Here is a 17,589-nt window from a genome sequence, read left to right as displayed (position 1 = left end):
ACGCCATACGCGTTGCCTGACAAGCAGCATCGGAAAATTCTGGATGTGTCAAGGGCCTGCGCCGACCATTCATCAGCCAATCCCGGCTGCCCGGAGAGTATGAAAAGGATGCATCAGCACCGCGCATGGACGGCACGCCGCTTCAAATCGCTTCAGGGCTCCAGCGGCTCGGTCACGCCATGCTTGATGGCGTAACGAATCAGTTCACTCTGGTTTTGCAGATTCATCTTCTGCATGAGATTGGCTTTATGCGTGCTGATGGTTTTGGCCGAAAGGTTCAGCCGCCCCGCGATATCGGTGACGGACATGCCGATGGCGATCAAACGGAAGACCTCGAACTCCCGGTCCGTCAGCCTTTCATGCGCTGCCGAGGTGGATCCCAGCATGGAGCCGAGTGCCAGTTGCTCGGCAACCCCGGTGCTTATGAAGGCGCCGCCTGCTGCAATCTTGCGCAGTACCTGCATCAGTTGCGTCGGCGCACTTTCCTTGGTCAGGTAGCCGCTGGCGCCGGACTTGATCGAGCGAACGGCGTACTGCAGTTCTTCATGCATGCTGAGCACAAGAATGCGGAGTTTTGGTTTTTCGCAACGCACCAGCTTGATCAGTTCCATTCCGCTTCGGCCCGGCATGGACAAGTCAAGAACCAGGACATCGAAATCAGACTCGCGCACCTGGCGCATGACCTCCGTTCCGTTCGATGCTTCACCTACCACGGTCATGTCTTCCGCCGAGGTGACGATGCGCTTGAGGCCCTCTCTCACAATGGCATGGTCATCGGCGATGACGATCCTGATCATTGAGAAACTCCCATCGGGTCCATGGGAATACTGACCTCGACGGTGGTTCCCTGCCCCCGCGCACTGCGGATGACAACGCTTCCCCCAAGGAGTTTCGCCCGCTCGCGCAGCCCCAGGAGCCCGAGCGACTGGGGCTTGCGCGCGCCATCCGAAAAGAATCCGCAACCATCATCCTGCACTCGCAGCCTCACCGTATTCAGGGTCTTGTCCAGCGTGACGATGACCTGCGAGGCCGCCGCATGCTTGGCAATGTTGTTGAGCGACTCCTGAACGATCCGGAACACGGCCGTTGCGTAGGGTTCGGGCAACTCAAGCTCCAGTTCGTCGTTGACCGAAAGCGTGCAGGGCACGCCGCAGCGCTGCATGAAACTGCTTGCAAGCCATTCGATGGCCGGCACCAGACCCAGGTCATCGAGCATCAGCGGCCGCAGATCGGCAGCCATCCGGCGCGTTGCAGCCACCGTGCGGTCAAGCATTTCCACCATCTCGGTCAGTTTGTCGGTCACCATCCTGGGAACAGATGAAGCGTGGTCGCGAACCCAGATCGTGTCCATCTTCAGCGCCGTCAATGACTGCGCGAGCTCATCGTGCAACTCTCGGGCCAGGCGGGCTTTTTCCTCTTCGCGAATAGCCTGCGCTGCAATGGCAAAAGCCCGCCGATCTTCCAAAAACGGTGCGGTTTCAGCCGACTCCAGCGGGATGTTGAGCATGAACCCTTCAGGGAAAGGCGCCAGGCCGCGAAACTGATAACTGGCTGGCCGCTTGTCCCCTAAGCCTAACGCTCCTTTTGAATCGATCTGAAAATGCATCTGGCTTTTCATGGTTCCTCCGGAAGATTTCTTATGGTCAGTCTGAACATCAGGCGATGCGCTGACTTTCAAGGCATTGCTGATGGCCGCGCCTGAAGACACAAGGGCAAACGCACATCTTTTTGTCTGCTTGTGGAATGACCTTAAAGCAAATGGGAATGCAGTTCGCTTAATAGCAGGGCTTATCTACAAAACGTTATTGCGGTTACAGACTTTGCTACCCAGTTCAGCTAGCTTTTGCATGAAAAACTGCTAAAACGCATGGACGCTCATCAACAAACAACTTTTTGCATGGAAAACGTCTTTTGCGCTGACTGTGCGTGTGCTGGCAGCTATTAATAAAATAGCAAAAACGCTAGCTTTCCTGCATGCTGCAGATGCCCGTCCAACGGGTTCAACGCTGGCTATTCGGCATGGGTTTGGCGAAACTTTTCACGGTATAAGATGGTTGAAGCGGTTATGGAGCTTGACTTGAATCAAGACCGGCAGGCCGCCATACACCTACGCTGAAACTTTGTAGCTAAATTGGAGAAGTCATCATGTACAAGCGAATTCTTGTCGCCACCGACGGTTCGGATCTTTCACAGACCGCTGTGCGCAGTGCCATTGAACTGGCAGCAGCCATAGGCGCCGAACTGGTCGCACTGTATGTCGTGCCGCGCTACCCGGTGAGTTACTTTGAAGGTGGCATCACTATTTCGGTGGATGACATTGCCCGTACCGAAAAACAGTGGAGCGACAAGGGCCAGGCGGTTGTCGATGGAGTGCAAGAACAAGCCATGGCGCAAGGTGTCACGGCCAGGGCGGTCGTTGCGCAGTCCGACCTGGTGGCCGAGTCCATCATGTCCGCAGCCACCAAACATGGGTGCGACCTTGTCGTCATGGCTTCGCATGGGCGAAAAGGCATCAAGCGGGTGCTGCTGGGCAGCGAAACCCAGCATGTGTTGACGCACAGCACCGTGCCGGTTTTGGTCCTGCGTTGAGCCGACTTTGACAAAACCGTAGCCTGCGTTCAACATGCGCTGCCGAGCGCTCTGCATTGATCACCATCCAGCCAGCAGAAAACAGACTCGGAAAACAAAAAGGGGCACCCTTTAGGTGCCCTTTTTGACGGTTGCTTACCTGCTGGTGAGCGCGTTCACAGCGGCATTGGATTGCGCAGGCGAATATGCAGTTCGCGCAACTGCTTTTCATCGACGGGGCTGGGCGCATGGGTCAGCAGGCACTGCGCGCGCTGGGTCTTCGGGAATGCAATCACGTCGCGGATCGACTCGGCGCCGGTCATCATGGTGACGATGCGGTCCAGGCCAAAGGCCAGGCCACCGTGCGGCGGGGCGCCATACTGCAGGGCATCGAGCAGGAAGCCGAACTTCAGCTGCGCTTCTTCAGGGCCAATGTTCAGCGCACTGAACACCTTGCTCTGCACATCGGCGCGGTGAATCCGCACCGAGCCGCCGCCCAGTTCCCAGCCGTTGAGCACCATGTCGTAGGCCTTGGCAATGCAGCGCCCGGGGTCGGTGTCCATCCAGTCTTCATGGCCATCCTTGGGCGCAGTGAAGGGATGGTGCACCGCGCTCCAGCGCTTGCCGTCCTCGTCATACTCGAACATCGGAAAGTCAACCACCCACAGCGGCTTCCAGCCCTTGGTAAACAAGCCGGTTTTTTTGCCAAAGGCACTGAGGCCAACCTTCAATCGCAGTGCGCCAATGCTGTCGTTGACTACCTTGGACTTGTCGGCACCAAAGAACAGGATGTCGCCGTTTTGCGCGCCCGTGCGCTTGAGGATCTCGGCAATCGCCGCATCGTGAATGTTTTTAACAATCGGGCTTTGCAGGCCTTCGCGGCCTTTGGTGACGTCGTTGACCTTGATCCAGGCCAGGCCCTTGGCCCCATAAATCTTGACGAATTCGGTGTAGGCGTCGATCTCGCTGCGGCTGATTTCAGCGCCGCCGGGAACGCGCAAGGCGACCACGCGGCCACCGGCCGTGGTGGCGGGTGCGCTGAAGACCTTGAAGTCCACATCGGCCATCACATCGGTCAGTTCGGTGAACTCCATGCTGATGCGCAGATCGGGTTTGTCCGAACCGTAGCGGTGCATGGCCTCGGCATAGGCCATGACCGGAAATTCACCCAGGTCGGTGTTCAGCACTGTCTTGAACAGCCGGGTCATCATGTCCTGGAACATGTCCCGGATTTCCTGCTCGCCCATGAACGACGTTTCGATATCGATCTGCGTGAATTCAGGCTGGCGGTCGGCGCGCAAATCTTCATCGCGAAAGCATTTGGTGATCTGGTAGTAGCGGTCAAAACCGGCCACCATCAGCAGTTGCTTGAACAACTGCGGGCTTTGCGGCAGGGCAAAAAACATGCCTTCGTTGACGCGGCTGGGCACCAGATAGTCGCGCGCGCCTTCGGGCGTGCTCTTGGTCAGCATCGGCGTTTCGATGTCGATGAAGCCGTTGGCATCAAGGAACTTGCGCGTTTCCATGGCCACGCGGTAACGCAGCATCAGGTTGTTCTGCATGTACGGACGGCGCAGGTCAAGCACCCGGTGCGTCAGGCGCGTGGTTTCCGACAGGTTGTCGTCGTCGAGCTGGAACGGCGGTGTGACGCTGGGGTTCAACACGATCAGCTCGTGGCACAACACCTCGACCTTGCCGCTTTTCAGGCTGTCGTTGGCTGTGCCTTCCGGGCGTGCGCGCACCAGGCCCTTGATTTGAACGCAGAACTCGTTGCGCACGTCTTCGGCAATGCCGAACATGTCTGCGCGGTCCGGATCGCACACCACCTGCACATAGCCTTCGCGGTCGCGCAGGTCGATGAAAATCACACCGCCATGGTCGCGCCGGCGGTTGACCCAGCCGCACAGGCTGACCGTCTGGCCCATCAGGCTTTCGGTCACCAGACCGCAATAGGTTGTACGCATTTGAGCGCCTTGTGTATCAGCGATAGCCATAAAAAAATACTCGGGATGATCAGCGCTGCTGCGCTGTTTACAGGGGGGGATTGAGTGGAGGAACAGGGCGGGCGGCAGGCACCACGACGCCCATGGAAATGACATAGGTCAGCGCTTCATCGACACTCATTTTCAGCTCAACGCATTCGGCTCTCTTGAGCATGACGAAATAGCCGCCGGTGGGATTCGGCGTGGTCGGGACATAGACGCTCACGTAGTCCGCAGGCAAATGATTCACGACGTCGCCGCCTGGCAAGCCGGTGAGGAAACCGATGGTCCAGACGCCTTCGCGCGGCCACTGCACCAGCAGCGCTTTGCGAAAGGCATTGCCGTTCTCGGAAAAAAGGGTGTCGGAAACCTGCTTCACGCTGGAATAGATCGACCGGACGATAGGAATGCGGCGCAGCAGGGCATTGCCGACCATCAGCAGCTTTCTGCCCAGGAAGTTGCTGGCAATGGCGCCCATCAACAGCACGATTCCCAACGTCAGCAGCACGCCAAAACCGGGAATATGAAAACCCAGCAACCGGTCCGGATGCCATGCGACCGGGAGGATCAGCAGGGTCTGGTCCAGTGTTGCCACAATCCAGTTGAGCACCGCCAGGGTAATGGCCAGCGGCACCAACACAAGGAGTCCAGCCAGCAACCACCGGCGAATCGAACTCATCATGACGACTTTGTGGGTGTGCCGCTGCTGGTCGTGTTGCTGCTGCTCGATGCGGCTGGTGATGCCGCTGCCGATGGCGTTGCGGCCGGACTGGCTGCCGCACCGGCACTGGTGCCAGCATTCGAAGCGGTCTTGCCGGCGTCTGTTGACTCAGCGGCCTGTGCCTCGGTCGGTTTAGAAGCGGGTGCACCGCTGTTGCCGCCCCGAAAATCCGTGACATACCAGCCTGAGCCCTTGAGTTGAAAACCCGCTGCAGTCAACTGCTTCTTGAAGCTTGATGCATGGCACTGCGGGCATACCGACAAGGGAGCATCCGACATTTTTTGCAATACATCCTTGGCGAATCCGCAGGATTCACATTTGTAGGCGTAGATGGGCATGGTGCTTGAGCTCGTTTTCCGGGAGTTTTCCGCCATTAAAGGCCAGGCGGTGCAAAGCCTTCAATTATAGGGCTTGCCCCGACGCACAGGTCACAGTGCGCCAACCATGCCCACAGAGCGGCATTTCGCATCAAAACAGTCGAATACGCAACAAGACCTGCATGAAGATCAGACCCAGAACAAAACCCAGTCCGCCGTAGATCAGGCTTTGCAGCAGCTTGTTGGTCCGCTTTTGTTCCGCCAGCAATTCGTTCAGGCGGCCGTAGTGGGCTGGTGGCCCGGCCTTCAGGTACTGCGCCATGAGACGCGGCAGCATGGGCAGTAATTTGGCATATGACGGCGCTTCTGCCTTGAGTTGGGCCAGAAGTTTTTCAGGGCCAACCTGCTCCAGCATCCAGCGCTCCAGGAAAGGCTTGGCCGTGCTCCACAGGTCCAGGTCGGGGTCAAGGTCACGCCCCAACCCTTCAATATTGAGCAGCGTTTTTTGCAGCAGGACCAGTTGCGGCTGGATTTCCACCTGGAAGCGGCGCGAGGTCTGGAACAGCCGCATCAGCACGATGCCAAGCGAAAGCTCCTTGAGCGGTCGGTCGAACATGGGCTCGCAGCAGGCGCGAATGGCCGACTCCAGTTCATCGACACGGGTGGCAGGCGGAACCCAGCCCGATTCGATATGCAATTCGGCCACGCGCTTGTAGTCGCGCTGGAAAAAGGCGCTGAAATTTTGCGCCAGGTATTCCTTGTCCACCTCGGTGAGCGTGCCGACAATTCCAAAATCAAGCGAGATATACCGCCCAAAGGTTTCCGGCGCCAGGCTGACCTGGATATTGCCCGGATGCATGTCGGCGTGGAAGAACCCGTCGCGAAATACCTGGGTAAAAAACAGCGTGACGCCGTCGCGAGACAGTTTTTTCATGTCAACGCCGGCATCGCGCAGGCGCTGGGTCTGGCCAATGGGAACCCCATACATGCGCTGCATCACCATCACATCCGGCATGCAGTAGTCCCAGTACATCTCCGGAATCATCACCAGGTTCAGGCTTTGCATGTTGCGGCGCAGCTGGGCCGCATTCGATGCCTCGCGCAGCAGGTCAAGCTCGTCGTGCAGGTACTTGTCGAACTCGGCCACTACCTCGCGCGGCTTGAGGCGTTTGCCGTCTTTTGATGCGCGCTCTACCCAGCCAGCCATCATGCGCATCAGCGCCAGGTCTTTCCTGAAAGCGGCCACCATGTTGGGCCGCAGGACCTTGACGGCCACCTCGCGGCCGCCAGGCAACGTGGCAAAGTGAACCTGCGCTATCGATGCGCTGGCGACCGGCGTCTGCTCAAAGCTTTCGAAGATACGATCAAGCGGTCTGCCAAAGGATTTTTCAATGATCGCCACCGCGACGGCCGACGGGAACGGCGGCACGCGGTCCTGCAGCCGCGCCAGTTCGTCGGCAATGTCGGGCGGCAGCAGGTCGCGGCGGGTGGAGAGCACCTGGCCGAACTTGACAAAAATCGGCCCCAGGTGTTCAAGCGCCTGCCTCAGACGCTCCCCGCGGGGGGCTTTGAGATTGCGACCAATCGACACGGTGCGCGAGAGCAGGCGAATCCATGGCTTCTCGAAACTTGACAGGACCAGTTCGTCCAGCCCGAACCGCAGCACCGTCCAGACAATGAAGAAGCCCCGGAAAATCCGGCTCATGTAGCGGCCCCGGGCGGCATGGGGGGTGCCTCGCCTGCGGGACCAGAGGTGCCGGTTTCGCCGGGAGGCAGGGGGCCACTAGCGGCTTCATCCGGAGCAGCAGGCCCGGCAGTATCTGCGGCCGCCTCGGCAGGCAATGGGCTGGTTGCTGATGCCGGCGACACTGGAGCGACAGGTGCAGTCCTGCGCGGTGGCACGGCAGATGCCGAAGCCGCCGGGGATGTGGCTGCGGCCTGCGCAGCAGGCGCCAGCGGTCCCTTGGTCAAAAACTGCCTCAAGCCTGAGGCCAGTCGTCGTCCGGCGTCGGCCAGCGCATGGGCTGGCGCATCGCCGATCAGGCGGGACAGGTCTTCTTCGGCGTCCCATCGCAAATTTTCAGCCAGCCAGCCGATATCGGCCGCCAGTTGCACATCGCCGTCAATCTTGACGGCTGGTGCCTTTCCTGACAGCACCGACTGCACCGCAGCCAGCGGCGATTCAGCGGCAACCGACAGAACCAGGTCCGGCGTGCAAAGCGCCGGTGCACGATCCACGAGGCCGGCCGGGGTGACGATTAAATCAAGAGCAAACAAACCCCAGCGCAAATGCACCACGCGGCCTTTTTGCCGCAAGAGCCGTTCCTGGGCCTGCTTTTCCTGCAGCAGAACATGGTTGAGAAAAAGTACCAGCCGCTGCTGCCCCTCGTCAACCACCCAGGCGGGAGGCTGAAAACGGGTGGCGATGGATTCCAGAAATGAAAAAGGAGACGTGTTATTCATACGTCTCCGATTTTGCAGGATAAACAGCCTGCCCGGCGATGCCCCTATTTTGCTTCTGCTTCTATCTACCAGCGTGTGGCGTCTTTACCAGCCAGGGCCGCGGAACCGGCTTTGCCGGGCCGCAGGCGCAACGCCCCCTCGGGGGACAGCTAACCACACGAAGTGGGGAGCGTGGGGGATTATTGCAAGGCCTGGACACCGGCGACCAGCCAGCCGCTGCCGCCGGTGCGGGGCTTGGTCATGTTCCAGACTTCCCGGAACGGGCTGGCGCCGCTGGAGGCGTCTTCCTTGATCATGCCGGAGAACTCGACGCTGGCCATGTACACGTCGCTCATTTCCTCAATGCCCAGCAACTGCGCGTCGAGCATGACCACCTCGGTCTTGTTGGACGCGCCACCCGTGTGGGTTTCGCGGTCGGCCAGCTGCGTCTTGATCTGTTCCAGCATGTCGTCCGTCATCATGGCGCGCAGGTTCTGGATGTCCGAGCGGTCCCAGGCGTCCTGCAGGGTCACGAAATTGGACTTGCAGGCCTTGAGGAAGCCTTCGGCGTCAAAGCCGGCTGGCACACCCCACGACTGCGAGCCCGCCAGACCGGAGCCGATCATCGAGCCCCCTGCTGCACCAGCGGCAGCGTTGCCGTTAAAAGCCGTTGCGCTGCGTTCCCAGGGGCGTGCCGACGCGTCGTTGCCGACGTTGGCCGGGTTGTAGTTTCTGGCCGTTGCGGCTTCAGGCGCATTGCCCGCGCCCTGGAAGGCGAAGGGCGACTGCGCCTGGGTGGCGCCCGGCGAATTTGCCGCGCCGCCCTTGAGCCGGCGCATGACAAAGCCGATCACCACCATGACCACCAGTGCCAGCAAGGCAAACATGATGATCTGGCTGAAAGCTCCGCCCAGGCCCAGCGACGAAGCCAGCCAGGCCAGACCCAGGCCTGCGGCCAGGCCGCCAAGCATGGCGCCCCACGGCTTTTTCGGTGCGGCTGCGGCTGCGGCGCCTGCCCCAGGCGCGGCGGACGGAGTGGCCGCATTGTTGGCAGGTGCCTGGCGCTGCGTCACGTTGGACGACTGCTTGCCGAAGGAGCCACCGCCGCCCATGCGCTTGGCGTCAGCCGGCGTACCCGACAAGGTGAGGGTTACCGCAAAAACTGCGGAAAGAATGACCTGCCAAATTTTCATATCGTCTCCTTCGTCAAACCAATTAAATCCTGCTCACGGCAAGAAGCCGCAAAACCTGTCAACACTTGATTCCAACATGCAATGCCACCACCCCGCCGGACATGTTGTGGTAATCCACATGGCCAAAGCCAGTATTTTGCATAAGGGTTTTCAGTTCTTCCTGGTCCGGATGCATGCGGATCGACTCGGCCAGGTACTGGTAGCTGACATCGTCGTTGGCCACCAGCTTGCCGATTTTTGGCAAGACCTTGAACGAATACCAGTCATAAAGCTTTTCAAGCGGCTTGGCCACCTTGGAAAACTCCAGCACCAGCAGCTTGCCGCCGGGTTTGAGCACCCGATTCATCTCCTTGAGCGCCACATCCTTGTGCGTCATGTTGCGCAGGCCGAAAGCCACGGTGACCACATCAAAACTCGCATCGGCAAAAGGCAGGTGTTCCGCGTCGCACACCAGCGTCGGCAAGTTCACGCCGGCGTCGATCAGCCGGTTGCGCCCTTCCCTGAGCATGGCTTCGTTGATGTCGGTGTGCACCACGCGCCCGGTGGCGCCCACCTTGGGCGCGAACGCCAGCGCCAGGTCGCCCGTGCCGCCAGCAATGTCGAGCACCTGCTGGCCTTCCTTGACGTTGGCAACCAGCACGGTGTAGGCCTTCCAGGCGCGGTGCAGACCCATCGACATCAGATCGTTCATCACATCGTACTTGGGCGCAACCGAGTCGAACACACTGCGCACGCGGCGCGCCTTGTCCTGCTCATCGACCGATTCAAAACCAAAGTGGGTAGTTGTCATAAGGTGAATGCTAGATTGAAAAGTGCCGGTTGACAGCGACAACCCTGCACTGACTCAGGTCATTGGCAGGGGAATTGTTGGGAAAAATCAATGCCGCGTCAGTGGCTGCTGCAGCCGTGCCCGCCCGCTACGATCATGGGCGCGTCGCGCTCCACGCCGGCGGCTTGCAGCCTGCGCTCGTAGTCTTCCCAGAGCAGGCTTTGGTCGGCGCCCAGGTGGTACAGGTAGTCCCAGGTGAACAACCCGCTTTCGTGGCCATCGGAAAACACCGGCTTGACGGCGTAATTGCCAATCGGCTCGAGCTCGACCACATTGACCTCGCGTTTGCCTGTCTGCAGGATTTCCTGCCCGGGACCGTGGCCCTGGACTTCGGCCGACGGGGAATAGATGCGCATCAGCTCAAACGGAATTTTGAATGCAGCGCCATCTGAAAAGGCCACTTCGAGAAGGCGCGACTGGCTGTGAACCGTCAGCGCCGTGGGGGTCGGTGACCCGGATTGAAGACCTGCCATCGGGTGTGTCGCTTTCTGAATAAAAGGGTAAGAGCGCTTCAAAGCGCCATGGCTTCGGCAATCAGCCGGTTGATGTCAATGCACCGCGAGGCGATGGTCGCGGCCTTCTCTTCATCTACCGGACGCTGTGCCGCGCTCCAGACCGGCGCCGGAAAGTGGCTGTCCCAATCAAACCGCGCCACAACATGCCAGTGCAGGTGCGGCACCATGTTGCCCAGCGCGGCCAGGTTGATCTTGGCGGGCTGCAACTCGCTGCGCAGCACCTGCTCGACCTTCGTGACCGCATGCATGCAAACCTGCCGTTCAGTGGCCGACAGGTCGGAAAACTCGGCCACATGCCGGTTCCAGACCACCCGGTAAAACGCCGGAAAGCCGACCTCGCTGGCCTGGATGATGCGCAAGTCTTCATTGCGAAACACCAGCAGGCCGTCATCGCCCTCACACAAGGGGCACGCAGAATCCGTCATACCAGCACCCGTTCGATGCCGCCGTGGTTGGCAGCGGCCACATAGTCGGGTAGCCAGTCCTTGCCCAGGATCTGGTTGGCCATTTCAACCACGATGTAATCAGCTTCGAGCAGGCCATTCTGCAGATCGTCGCCGTAGCGCGTCAAACCCTGCAGGCAGCTGGGGCAACTCGTCAGAATCTTGACATTGCCGGTCGCGGCAACAGCTCCCGAAGCGCGCAGCTCGGCTTCGCCCTTGCGGATTTCCTCTTCCTTGCGAAAGCGGATCTGGGTCGCAATGTCCGGCCGGGTCACACCCAGCGTGCCGGATTCACCGCAGCAACGCTCGCTTTTGAGCACGTTGTCGCCAATCAGCGCCTTGACCGTCTTCATCGAGTCGCCCAGCTTCATCGGGTTGTGGCACGGCTCGTGGTAGAGGAATCCGGGCTGGTTCGCCGGCAGGGTGATGCCTTTTTCGAGCAGGTATTCATGGATGTCAATGATCCGGCTGCCGGGGAAAATCTTGTCGAACTGGTAGCCCTGGAGCTGGTCGTAGCAAGTGCCGCAACTCACCACCACCGTCTTGATGTCGAGGTAATTCAGCGTGTTGGCGACCCGGTGGAACAGCACCCGGTTGTCGGTGATCATCTTCTCGGCCTTGTCGAAATCGCCGCTGCCGCGCTGCGGATAACCGCAGCACAAGTAGCCCGGCGGCAGCACGGTCTGCACGCCGGCATGCCAGAGCATGGCCTGTGTCGCCAGGCCGACCTGGCTGAACAATCGCTCCGAGCCGCAACCCGGAAAGTAGAACACCGCCTCGGTTTCCGCCGTGGTGGCTTTCGGGTTGCGGATGATCGGGACGTAGTCCTTGTCTTCAATGTCCAGCAAGGCGCGGGCGGTCTTTTTGGGCAGGCCGCCGGGCATCTTCTTGTTGATGAAGTGAATGATCTGCTCTTTCACCGGTGCCTTGCCCACGGTGGAGGCGGGATGCGCGGTCTGCTTTTTAGCCAGCACGCCGAGCACATCATTGGCCAGGCGCTGGGCCTTGAAGCCGACACCAACCATCGCCGTGCGCATCACCTTGATGGTCTGCGGGCTGGTGGCGTTTAAAAAGAACATCGCCGCCGCATTGCCGGGCCGGAACGATTTCTGGCCCATTTTGCGCAGCAGGTTGCGCATGTTCATCGACACCTCGCCGAAGTCGATATCGACCGGGCATGGGTTCAGGCATTTGTGGCAGACCGTGCAGTGGTCGGCCACGTCCTCGAACTCTTCCCAATGTTTGAGGCTGATGCCGCGCCGGGTTTGCTCTTCGTACAAAAAGGCCTCGACCAGCAGCGACGTTGCCAGAATCTTGTTGCGCGGGCTGTACAGCAGGTTGGCGCGCGGCACGTGCGTGGCGCACACCGGCTTGCACTTGCCGCAGCGCAGGCAGTCCTTGACGCTGTCGGCAATCGCGCCGATGTCGCTTTGCTGCATGATCAGCGACTCATGGCCCATCAGCCCGAAGCTGGGCGTGTAGGCATTGGTCAAATCGGCCGTTAGCGCATGCTGGCCGTTTGCAAGCAGCTCTGAATTTCGTAGCAGCTTGCCTTTGTTGAAGCGCCCTTCCGGGTCAATCCTGGCTTTGTATTCGGTGAACGGACGCAGTTCCTCGTCGGTCAGGAATTCAAGCTTGGTGATGCCGATGCCGTGCTCGCCGGAAATCACGCCGTCGAGCGAGCGCGCCAGCACCATGATGCGGGCTACCGCGCCGTGGGCTGCCTGCAGCATTTCGTAGTCGTCGCTGTTGACCGGCAAATTGGTGTGTACGTTGCCGTCGCCCGCGTGCATGTGCAGTGCGGCCCAAACCCGGCCCTTGAGGACACGCTTGTGAATCGCGCTGCATTCCTCAAGAATCGGCTTGAACGCGCCGCCGCTGAAAATCGCCTGCAGCGGCGCACGAATCTGGGTTTTCCAGCTGGCGCGCAGCGTGTGGTCCTGCAACTGCGGAAACAGCGTTGCCACGTCCCTGAGCCAGACGCTCCACAAACCGCGCACCTCGGCCACCAGCGCCAGCGCCTGGCCGACCCGGTCTTCCAGCAGTTCGGCCGAAGGAATCTCGCTGGCGTCCTCTACCTTGCCCAGCGGCAGGTTGCCCTTGCGGAAAAACGCATCCAGTGCGTCGCACAGCTTGATCTTGTTCGAGAGGCTCAACTCGATGTTGATCTGCTCGATACCGTCGGTGTATTCGGCCATGCGCGGCAGCGGAATCACCACGTCCTCGTTGATCTTGAAGGCGTTGGTGTGGCGCGAAATCGCCGCTGTTTTTTTCCGGTCCAGCCAGAACTTCTTGCGTGCCTCGGGGCTGATGGCAACAAACCCTTCTCCGTTGCGAGAATTGGCAATGCGCACGACTTCGCTGGTGGCACGCGCCACCACATCGGCGTCGTCCCCAGCGATGTCGCCGATCAGCACCATTTTCGGTACGCCAGTAACGCCGCCCTTGCCGTTGCCACCGCGCTTGGACTTGGTGGCATAACCGACGGCGCGCAAATAGCGGTCGTCCAGATGCTCCAGCCCGGCCAGAATCGCGCCGCCGCGCTTTTGCTCGGCGAACATGAAATCCTTGATTTCGACGATGCTCGGCACGGCGTCCTTGGAATTGCCGAAGAACTCCATGCATACCGTGCGCGTGTGCGCCGGCATGCGATGCACAATCCAGCGCGCGCTGGTGATCAGGCCGTCGCAGCCTTCTTTCTGGATGCCCGGCAAGCCGCTCAGGAACTTGTCCGTCACGTCCTTGCCCAGGCCTTCCTTGCGGAAAGTCTTGCCGGGAATGTCCAGCCGCTCGGTGCGGATCGGCGTCTTGCCGTCAGCCTCAAAGTAATTCAAATCGAAACTCGCCATCTCGGCGTCGTGGATCTTGCCCAGGTTGTGACCCACTCGGGTCACTTCCAGCCATTCGGCGTCAGGCGTCACCATGCGCCAGGACGCCAGGTTGTCGAGCGCCGTGCCCCACAGCACAGCCTTCTTGCCGCCGGCATTCATGGCGATATTGCCGCCGATGCACGAGGCTTCGGCAGACGTAGGATCGACCGCGAACACATAGCCACCGCGCTCCGCCGCATCGGCCACGCGCTGCGTCACCACGCCGGCTTCGGTCCACACGGTCGCCACGGGGGTGTCCAGACCGGGCAAGGAAACCATCTCGACTTCCGTCATGGCTTCGAGCTTTTCGGTGTTGATGACCGCCGACTTCCAGGTCAGCGGAATCGCCCCGCCGGTGTAGCCGGTGCCGCCGCCGCGCGGAACAATCGTCAGCCCCAACTCGATGCAGGCCTGGACCAGTCCGGCCATTTCAACTTCGGTGTCGGGCGTCAGCACCACGAACGGGTATTCGACGCGCCAGTCGGTGGCGTCGGTGACGTGAGAAACACGCGACAGGCCGTCGAACTTGATGTTGTCTTTCAGCGTGATCTTGCGCAGCCGGCGCTCGGTCTGCTGGCGCAGGCTGGCGACTTCCTCAAAGGAGGCTGAAAACCGGCCAATGGCCGCCTGTGCGCCTTGCAGCAATTCGCCCACGATGGCATCGCGCTCGCGGTCGGCTTGCGGCGTGCGGCGTTTCTCGATTTCTGCCAGCCGGTGCTGCAGCGCTTCAACCAGCAGCTTGCGGCGCTTGGGATTGTCGAGCAGGTCGTCCTGCAGATAAGGGTTGCGCTGCACCACCCAGATGTCGCCCAGCACTTCGTACAGCATGCGCGCCGAGCGGCCGGTGTGCCGTTCGCCGCGCAGCAGGTTGAGCAGGTCCCAGGCCCGGCTGCCCAGCAGGCGAATCACCACCTCCCGGTCGGAAAACGAGGTGTAGTTGTAGGGAATCTCGCGAATGCGAGGTTCGGCGTGCTTTGCGCCGTCGGCGAAAACATTCAGTTCTTGGAGGGTGGTAGGTGCGTTCATCGTGAATTTCAGCGGCTTCGGACCCACGTCCAGCGCTTTGGTCCGATATTATCGCAGCGCACCTTTTATGGGCACCGGGCCAGAATGACCTCATGGAAACCCCGCTTGCCTTGCGTGCAGCGTGTCGTATAAATGGCGCTGTCACAAAACCTGGCTAGAGTGTTTTTTTCCTTCCCGCGAACCCCGTTTTCCCCTCAGGAGATTTCATGAAACACCGTTCATCCACCCTCACCCTCACCCTAGCCATTTGCGCGCTGTGTGCGCCCCTGGCCAGCCAGGCCCAGACCGAAGTCCAGTGGTGGCATGCCATGAGCGGCCCGCTCGGCGAATGGGTCAATGACCTGGCCAAAGACTTCAATGCCAGCCAGAAGGATTACAAGGTCGTGCCGACCTTCAAGGGCACGTATGACGAATCCATGACAGCGGCGGTGGCGGCTTTCCGTTCCGGCAACGCGCCGCACATCCTGCAAGTGTTTGAAGTCGGCACGGCGACCATGATGGCGGCCAAGGGAGCGATCAAGCCGGTCGGTGAAGTCATGACCGAAGGCGGCGCCAAGTTCGACACCAAGGCCTACATTCCTGCCGTGGCCGGTTACTACACGGCGCCCAACGGCCAGATGCTGAGCTTTCCGTTCAACAGCTCGACCACGATCTTTTATTACAACAAGGACGCCTTCAAGGCCGCCGGACTCGACCCGGAAAAAGCCCCGACCACCTGGCCCGAAGTGGCGTTGGCCGCCGGCAAGCTCAAGGCGGCCGGCCACAAATGCCCGTTCACCACCAGCTGGATCAGCTGGACGCAGCTGGAGAGTTTCTCGACCTGGCACAACACGCTGTTTGCCACCCAGAACAACGGCTTCGGCGGTCCATCGGCCCGGCTGGCCTTCAACTCGCCGCTGCATGTGCGCCACTTCGAAAACCTGGCCAACATGTCCAAGCAGGGTCTCTTCGTCTACAAGGGCCGCGCCAATGCGGCAGACGTGTCGTTTCCGTCGGGCGAATGCGCCATGATGACCGGCTCGTCAGGCCTGTATGCCCGTGTCAGCAAGGAAGCCAAGTTTGCCTATGGCATCGCCCAGTTGCCCTATTACCCGGATGTGGCCGGCGCGCCGCAAAACACGGTCATCGGCGGCGCCAGCCTGTGGGCCATGGCCGGCAAGAAGCCGGTTGAATACAAGGGCGTGGCGGCTTTCTTCAACTATTTGTCCAAGCCTGAAGTGCAGTCGGCCAGCCACAAGCGCACCGGCTATCTGCCCATCACCATGGCAGCGTTCGAGTTGACCGAAAAATCGGGCTTTTACAAACAGTTCCCCGGCACCGATGTCGCGGTGTCGCAGATGATCCGCAAGACCACCGACAAGTCGCGCGGCGTGCGCCTGGGCAACTTCAACCAGATCCGCACCATCATCGACGAGGAAACCGAGCAGATCTGGAGCGGCAAAAAGCAGCCCAAGGAAGCCCTGGACACCGCCGTCAAGCGCGGCAATGAGCAACTCGAGCGTTTCCAGAAGGCCAACAAGTCCTGAAGCAGGGGCAAGCGTGCGGCGGATTTTGCTCCTGAATCCATAGCTGCCGGCACATCACAGACGGGCGGAAACGGCATTTTTTATGTCAAAATCCGTTTCCCACCGACCCTTTCCCTGTGCGCCATGGTTTTGCAAGCTGTCCCGCTTCGGGCTGACGCTTGCAAAACAGCTCGCCCAAGCGGCTCCAACCTGAACAGACCCCATGGAAAAACGCGTTCTTTTTCGTTCGGCCTGGCTGCCCTGGCTGCTGCTGGCCCCGCAGCTGATCGTCATCAGCGTCTTTTTCTTCTGGCCCGCTGGTCAGGCGCTGCTGCAGTCCTTTCAGCTGCAGGACGCCTTCGGCCTGTCCACCGAATGGGTGGGCCTGGACAACTTCAGGAACCTGTTCAACGACGAGGCCTACCTGGAGTCGTTCAAGACCACCGCTTTCTTCTCCATCATGGTGGCGGCACTGGGCATCAGCCTGTCGCTGGTGCTGGCGGTGTTTGCCGACCGCATCATCAAAGGCGCGCTGGCGTACAAAACCCTGCTGATCCTTCCCTATGCCGTGGCGCCTGCCGTGGCCGGCGTGCTGTGGATCTTCATGTTCTCGCCCACGCTGGGCGTGGTGACGTATGCGCTGCACGTCATCGGGATTGACTGGAACCACCTGCTCAACTCCAGCCATGCCATGACGCTGATCATCATGGCGGCGGTGTGGAAGCAGATTTCTTACAACTTCCTGTTTTTTCTGGCCGGGCTGCAGTCGATCCCCAAGTCGCTGATCGAGGCGGCGGCGATTGACGGCGCGCGGCCCTGGCGGCGGTTCTGGTCGATCCAGTTTCCGCTGCTGTCGCCGACGACCTTCTTTTTGCTGGTCATCAACATCGTTTACGCGTTTTTTGACACCTTCGCCATTGTCGATGCCTCGACCCAGGGCGGCCCGGGCCGCGACACCCTGATCCTGGTTTACAAGGTGTACCACGACGGCTTCAAGAACGGCGACCTGGGCGGGTCTGCCGCGCAGTCGGTGGTGCTGATGGTCATCGTGATCGCGCTCACCGTGGTCCAGTTCCGCTATGTTGAAAAGAAGGTCCAGTACTGATGATGCCCCCACGTTCGCGCACTTCGTGTCGCTCTCTGCCCCCCGAGGGGGCCGCTGCGCCTGCGGCCCGGCA

At 60.3% G+C, this 17,589-nt stretch carries 15 protein-coding genes and 1 pseudogene; 4 read left to right on the top strand and 12 right to left on the bottom strand.

All coding sequences use genetic code 11. The annotated features are described in order from the left end of the window. Positions 1-152 precede the first annotated feature (152 nt). Positions 153-797, bottom strand: a complete 645-nt coding sequence (locus GZ092_RS00675; RefSeq protein ID WP_293633603.1) for a response regulator transcription factor — start codon at positions 795-797, stop codon at positions 153-155. Beyond that, on the bottom strand, positions 794-1,618 hold the full coding sequence (locus GZ092_RS00670; RefSeq protein ID WP_293633602.1) for a sensor histidine kinase: 825 nt from the start codon (positions 1,616-1,618) through the stop codon (positions 794-796). Before GZ092_RS00670 ends, GZ092_RS00675 begins: the two co-directional genes overlap by 4 nt. A gap of 527 nt (positions 1,619-2,145) precedes the next feature. Here GZ092_RS00670 and GZ092_RS00665 point away from each other — a divergent pair. Further along, the gene (locus GZ092_RS00665) at positions 2,146-2,589 is read left to right on the top strand and encodes a universal stress protein (RefSeq protein WP_293633601.1); all 444 of its coding nucleotides are present in this window, start codon (positions 2,146-2,148) and stop codon (positions 2,587-2,589) included. A gap of 155 nt (positions 2,590-2,744) precedes the next feature. On the opposite strand, the gene aspS is transcribed toward GZ092_RS00665, so the two are convergent. Further along, positions 2,745-4,562 (bottom strand): aspartate--tRNA ligase, encoded by a 1,818-nt coding sequence (gene aspS, locus GZ092_RS00660; protein ID WP_293633600.1) that lies wholly within the window; start codon positions 4,560-4,562, stop codon positions 2,745-2,747. Positions 4,563-4,599: 37 nt separating this feature from the next. Then, on the bottom strand, positions 4,600-5,229 hold the full coding sequence (locus tag GZ092_RS00655) for a DUF502 domain-containing protein (RefSeq protein WP_036772474.1): 630 nt from the start codon (positions 5,227-5,229) through the stop codon (positions 4,600-4,602). Positions 5,230-5,241: 12 nt separating this feature from the next. On the opposite strand from GZ092_RS00655, the gene GZ092_RS21190 reads away from it, so the two are divergent. Beyond that, complete coding sequence (locus GZ092_RS21190; RefSeq protein WP_363254154.1) at positions 5,242-5,472, top strand: hypothetical protein; 231 nt, start codon at positions 5,242-5,244, stop codon at positions 5,470-5,472. 29 nt (positions 5,473-5,501) lie between these two features. On the opposite strand, the pseudogene GZ092_RS21185 reads toward GZ092_RS21190, so the two are convergent. From GZ092_RS21185 to GZ092_RS00615, 8 genes and pseudogenes are all read right to left on the bottom strand, one after another. Then, positions 5,502-5,609: pseudogene (locus tag GZ092_RS21185) on the bottom strand (FmdB family zinc ribbon protein); the annotation flags it as partial. A gap of 130 nt (positions 5,610-5,739) precedes the next feature. After that, positions 5,740-7,293 carry a ubiquinone biosynthesis regulatory protein kinase UbiB gene (ubiB, locus tag GZ092_RS00645; protein WP_293633598.1) on the bottom strand — a complete coding sequence of 518 codons (1,554 nt, stop codon included), beginning with the start codon at positions 7,291-7,293 and terminating at the stop codon, positions 5,740-5,742. Continuing rightward, a complete protein-coding gene (locus GZ092_RS00640; protein WP_293633596.1) occupies positions 7,290-8,051 on the bottom strand; it encodes a hypothetical protein in 762 nt (253 codons plus the stop codon). The genes ubiB and GZ092_RS00640 overlap by 4 nt, the downstream gene beginning before the upstream one ends. 179 nt (positions 8,052-8,230) lie before the next feature. Further along, a complete protein-coding gene (locus GZ092_RS00635; protein ID WP_293633594.1) occupies positions 8,231-9,223 on the bottom strand; it encodes a TIM44-like domain-containing protein in 993 nt (330 codons plus the stop codon). A gap of 58 nt (positions 9,224-9,281) precedes the next feature. Beyond that, entirely contained in the window at positions 9,282-10,013 is a 732-nt protein-coding gene (gene ubiE, locus GZ092_RS00630) for a bifunctional demethylmenaquinone methyltransferase/2-methoxy-6-polyprenyl-1,4-benzoquinol methylase UbiE (RefSeq protein ID WP_293633592.1), read from the bottom strand. A gap of 98 nt (positions 10,014-10,111) precedes the next feature. Further along, entirely contained in the window at positions 10,112-10,525 is a 414-nt protein-coding gene (locus GZ092_RS00625; protein ID WP_293633590.1) for a DUF971 domain-containing protein, read from the bottom strand. Between the two features lie 38 nt (positions 10,526-10,563). Continuing rightward, positions 10,564-10,992, bottom strand: coding sequence for an HIT family protein (locus tag GZ092_RS00620; protein WP_293633588.1), 429 nt, complete (start codon positions 10,990-10,992; stop codon positions 10,564-10,566). Then, a complete protein-coding gene (locus tag GZ092_RS00615) occupies positions 10,989-14,906 on the bottom strand; it encodes an FAD/FMN-binding oxidoreductase (protein WP_293633586.1) in 3,918 nt (1,305 codons plus the stop codon). Before GZ092_RS00615 ends, GZ092_RS00620 begins: the two co-directional genes overlap by 4 nt. A 206-nt stretch (positions 14,907-15,112) precedes the next feature. Between GZ092_RS00615 and ugpB the strand changes: the two genes are divergently transcribed. Both ugpB and ugpA read left to right on the top strand, forming a co-directional pair. Further along, a complete protein-coding gene (gene ugpB, locus GZ092_RS00610) occupies positions 15,113-16,432 on the top strand; it encodes a sn-glycerol-3-phosphate ABC transporter substrate-binding protein UgpB (RefSeq protein ID WP_293633584.1) in 1,320 nt (439 codons plus the stop codon). A 202-nt stretch (positions 16,433-16,634) separates the two neighbouring features. Beyond that, positions 16,635-17,516 (top strand): sn-glycerol-3-phosphate ABC transporter permease UgpA, encoded by an 882-nt coding sequence (gene ugpA / locus GZ092_RS00605; RefSeq protein ID WP_293633582.1) that lies wholly within the window; start codon positions 16,635-16,637, stop codon positions 17,514-17,516. Positions 17,517-17,589 lie beyond the last annotated feature (73 nt).

This window comes from Polaromonas sp., assembly GCF_010365105.1.
Taxonomy (GTDB): Bacteria; Pseudomonadota; Gammaproteobacteria; order Burkholderiales; family Burkholderiaceae_C; genus Polaromonas.
This window is presented reverse-complemented; position numbering and strand designations above follow the sequence as displayed.

Bases quoted from the DNA above. Each gene is read 5' to 3' on its own strand.
- GZ092_RS00675 (WP_293633603.1), bottom strand. From the start codon at position 797: ATGATCAGGATCGTCATCGCCGATGACCATGCCATTGTGAGAGAGGGC.
- GZ092_RS00670 (WP_293633602.1), bottom strand. From the start codon at position 1,618: ATGAAAAGCCAGATGCATTTTCAGATCGATTCAAAAGGAGCGTTAGGC.
- GZ092_RS00665 (WP_293633601.1), top strand. From the start codon at position 2,146: ATGTACAAGCGAATTCTTGTCGCCACCGACGGTTCGGATCTTTCACAG.
- aspS (WP_293633600.1), bottom strand. From the start codon at position 4,562: ATGGCTATCGCTGATACACAAGGCGCTCAAATGCGTACAACCTATTGC.
- GZ092_RS00655 (WP_036772474.1), bottom strand. From the start codon at position 5,229: ATGAGTTCGATTCGCCGGTGGTTGCTGGCTGGACTCCTTGTGTTGGTG.
- ubiB (WP_293633598.1), bottom strand. From the start codon at position 7,293: ATGAGCCGGATTTTCCGGGGCTTCTTCATTGTCTGGACGGTGCTGCGG.
- GZ092_RS00640 (WP_293633596.1), bottom strand. From the start codon at position 8,051: ATGAATAACACGTCTCCTTTTTCATTTCTGGAATCCATCGCCACCCGT.
- GZ092_RS00635 (WP_293633594.1), bottom strand. From the start codon at position 9,223: ATGAAAATTTGGCAGGTCATTCTTTCCGCAGTTTTTGCGGTAACCCTC.
- ubiE (WP_293633592.1), bottom strand. From the start codon at position 10,013: ATGACAACTACCCACTTTGGTTTTGAATCGGTCGATGAGCAGGACAAG.
- GZ092_RS00625 (WP_293633590.1), bottom strand. From the start codon at position 10,525: ATGGCAGGTCTTCAATCCGGGTCACCGACCCCCACGGCGCTGACGGTT.
- GZ092_RS00620 (WP_293633588.1), bottom strand. From the start codon at position 10,992: ATGACGGATTCTGCGTGCCCCTTGTGTGAGGGCGATGACGGCCTGCTG.
- GZ092_RS00615 (WP_293633586.1), bottom strand. From the start codon at position 14,906: ATGAACGCACCTACCACCCTCCAAGAACTGAATGTTTTCGCCGACGGC.
- ugpB (WP_293633584.1), top strand. From the start codon at position 15,113: ATGAAACACCGTTCATCCACCCTCACCCTCACCCTAGCCATTTGCGCG.
- ugpA (WP_293633582.1), top strand. From the start codon at position 16,635: ATGGAAAAACGCGTTCTTTTTCGTTCGGCCTGGCTGCCCTGGCTGCTG.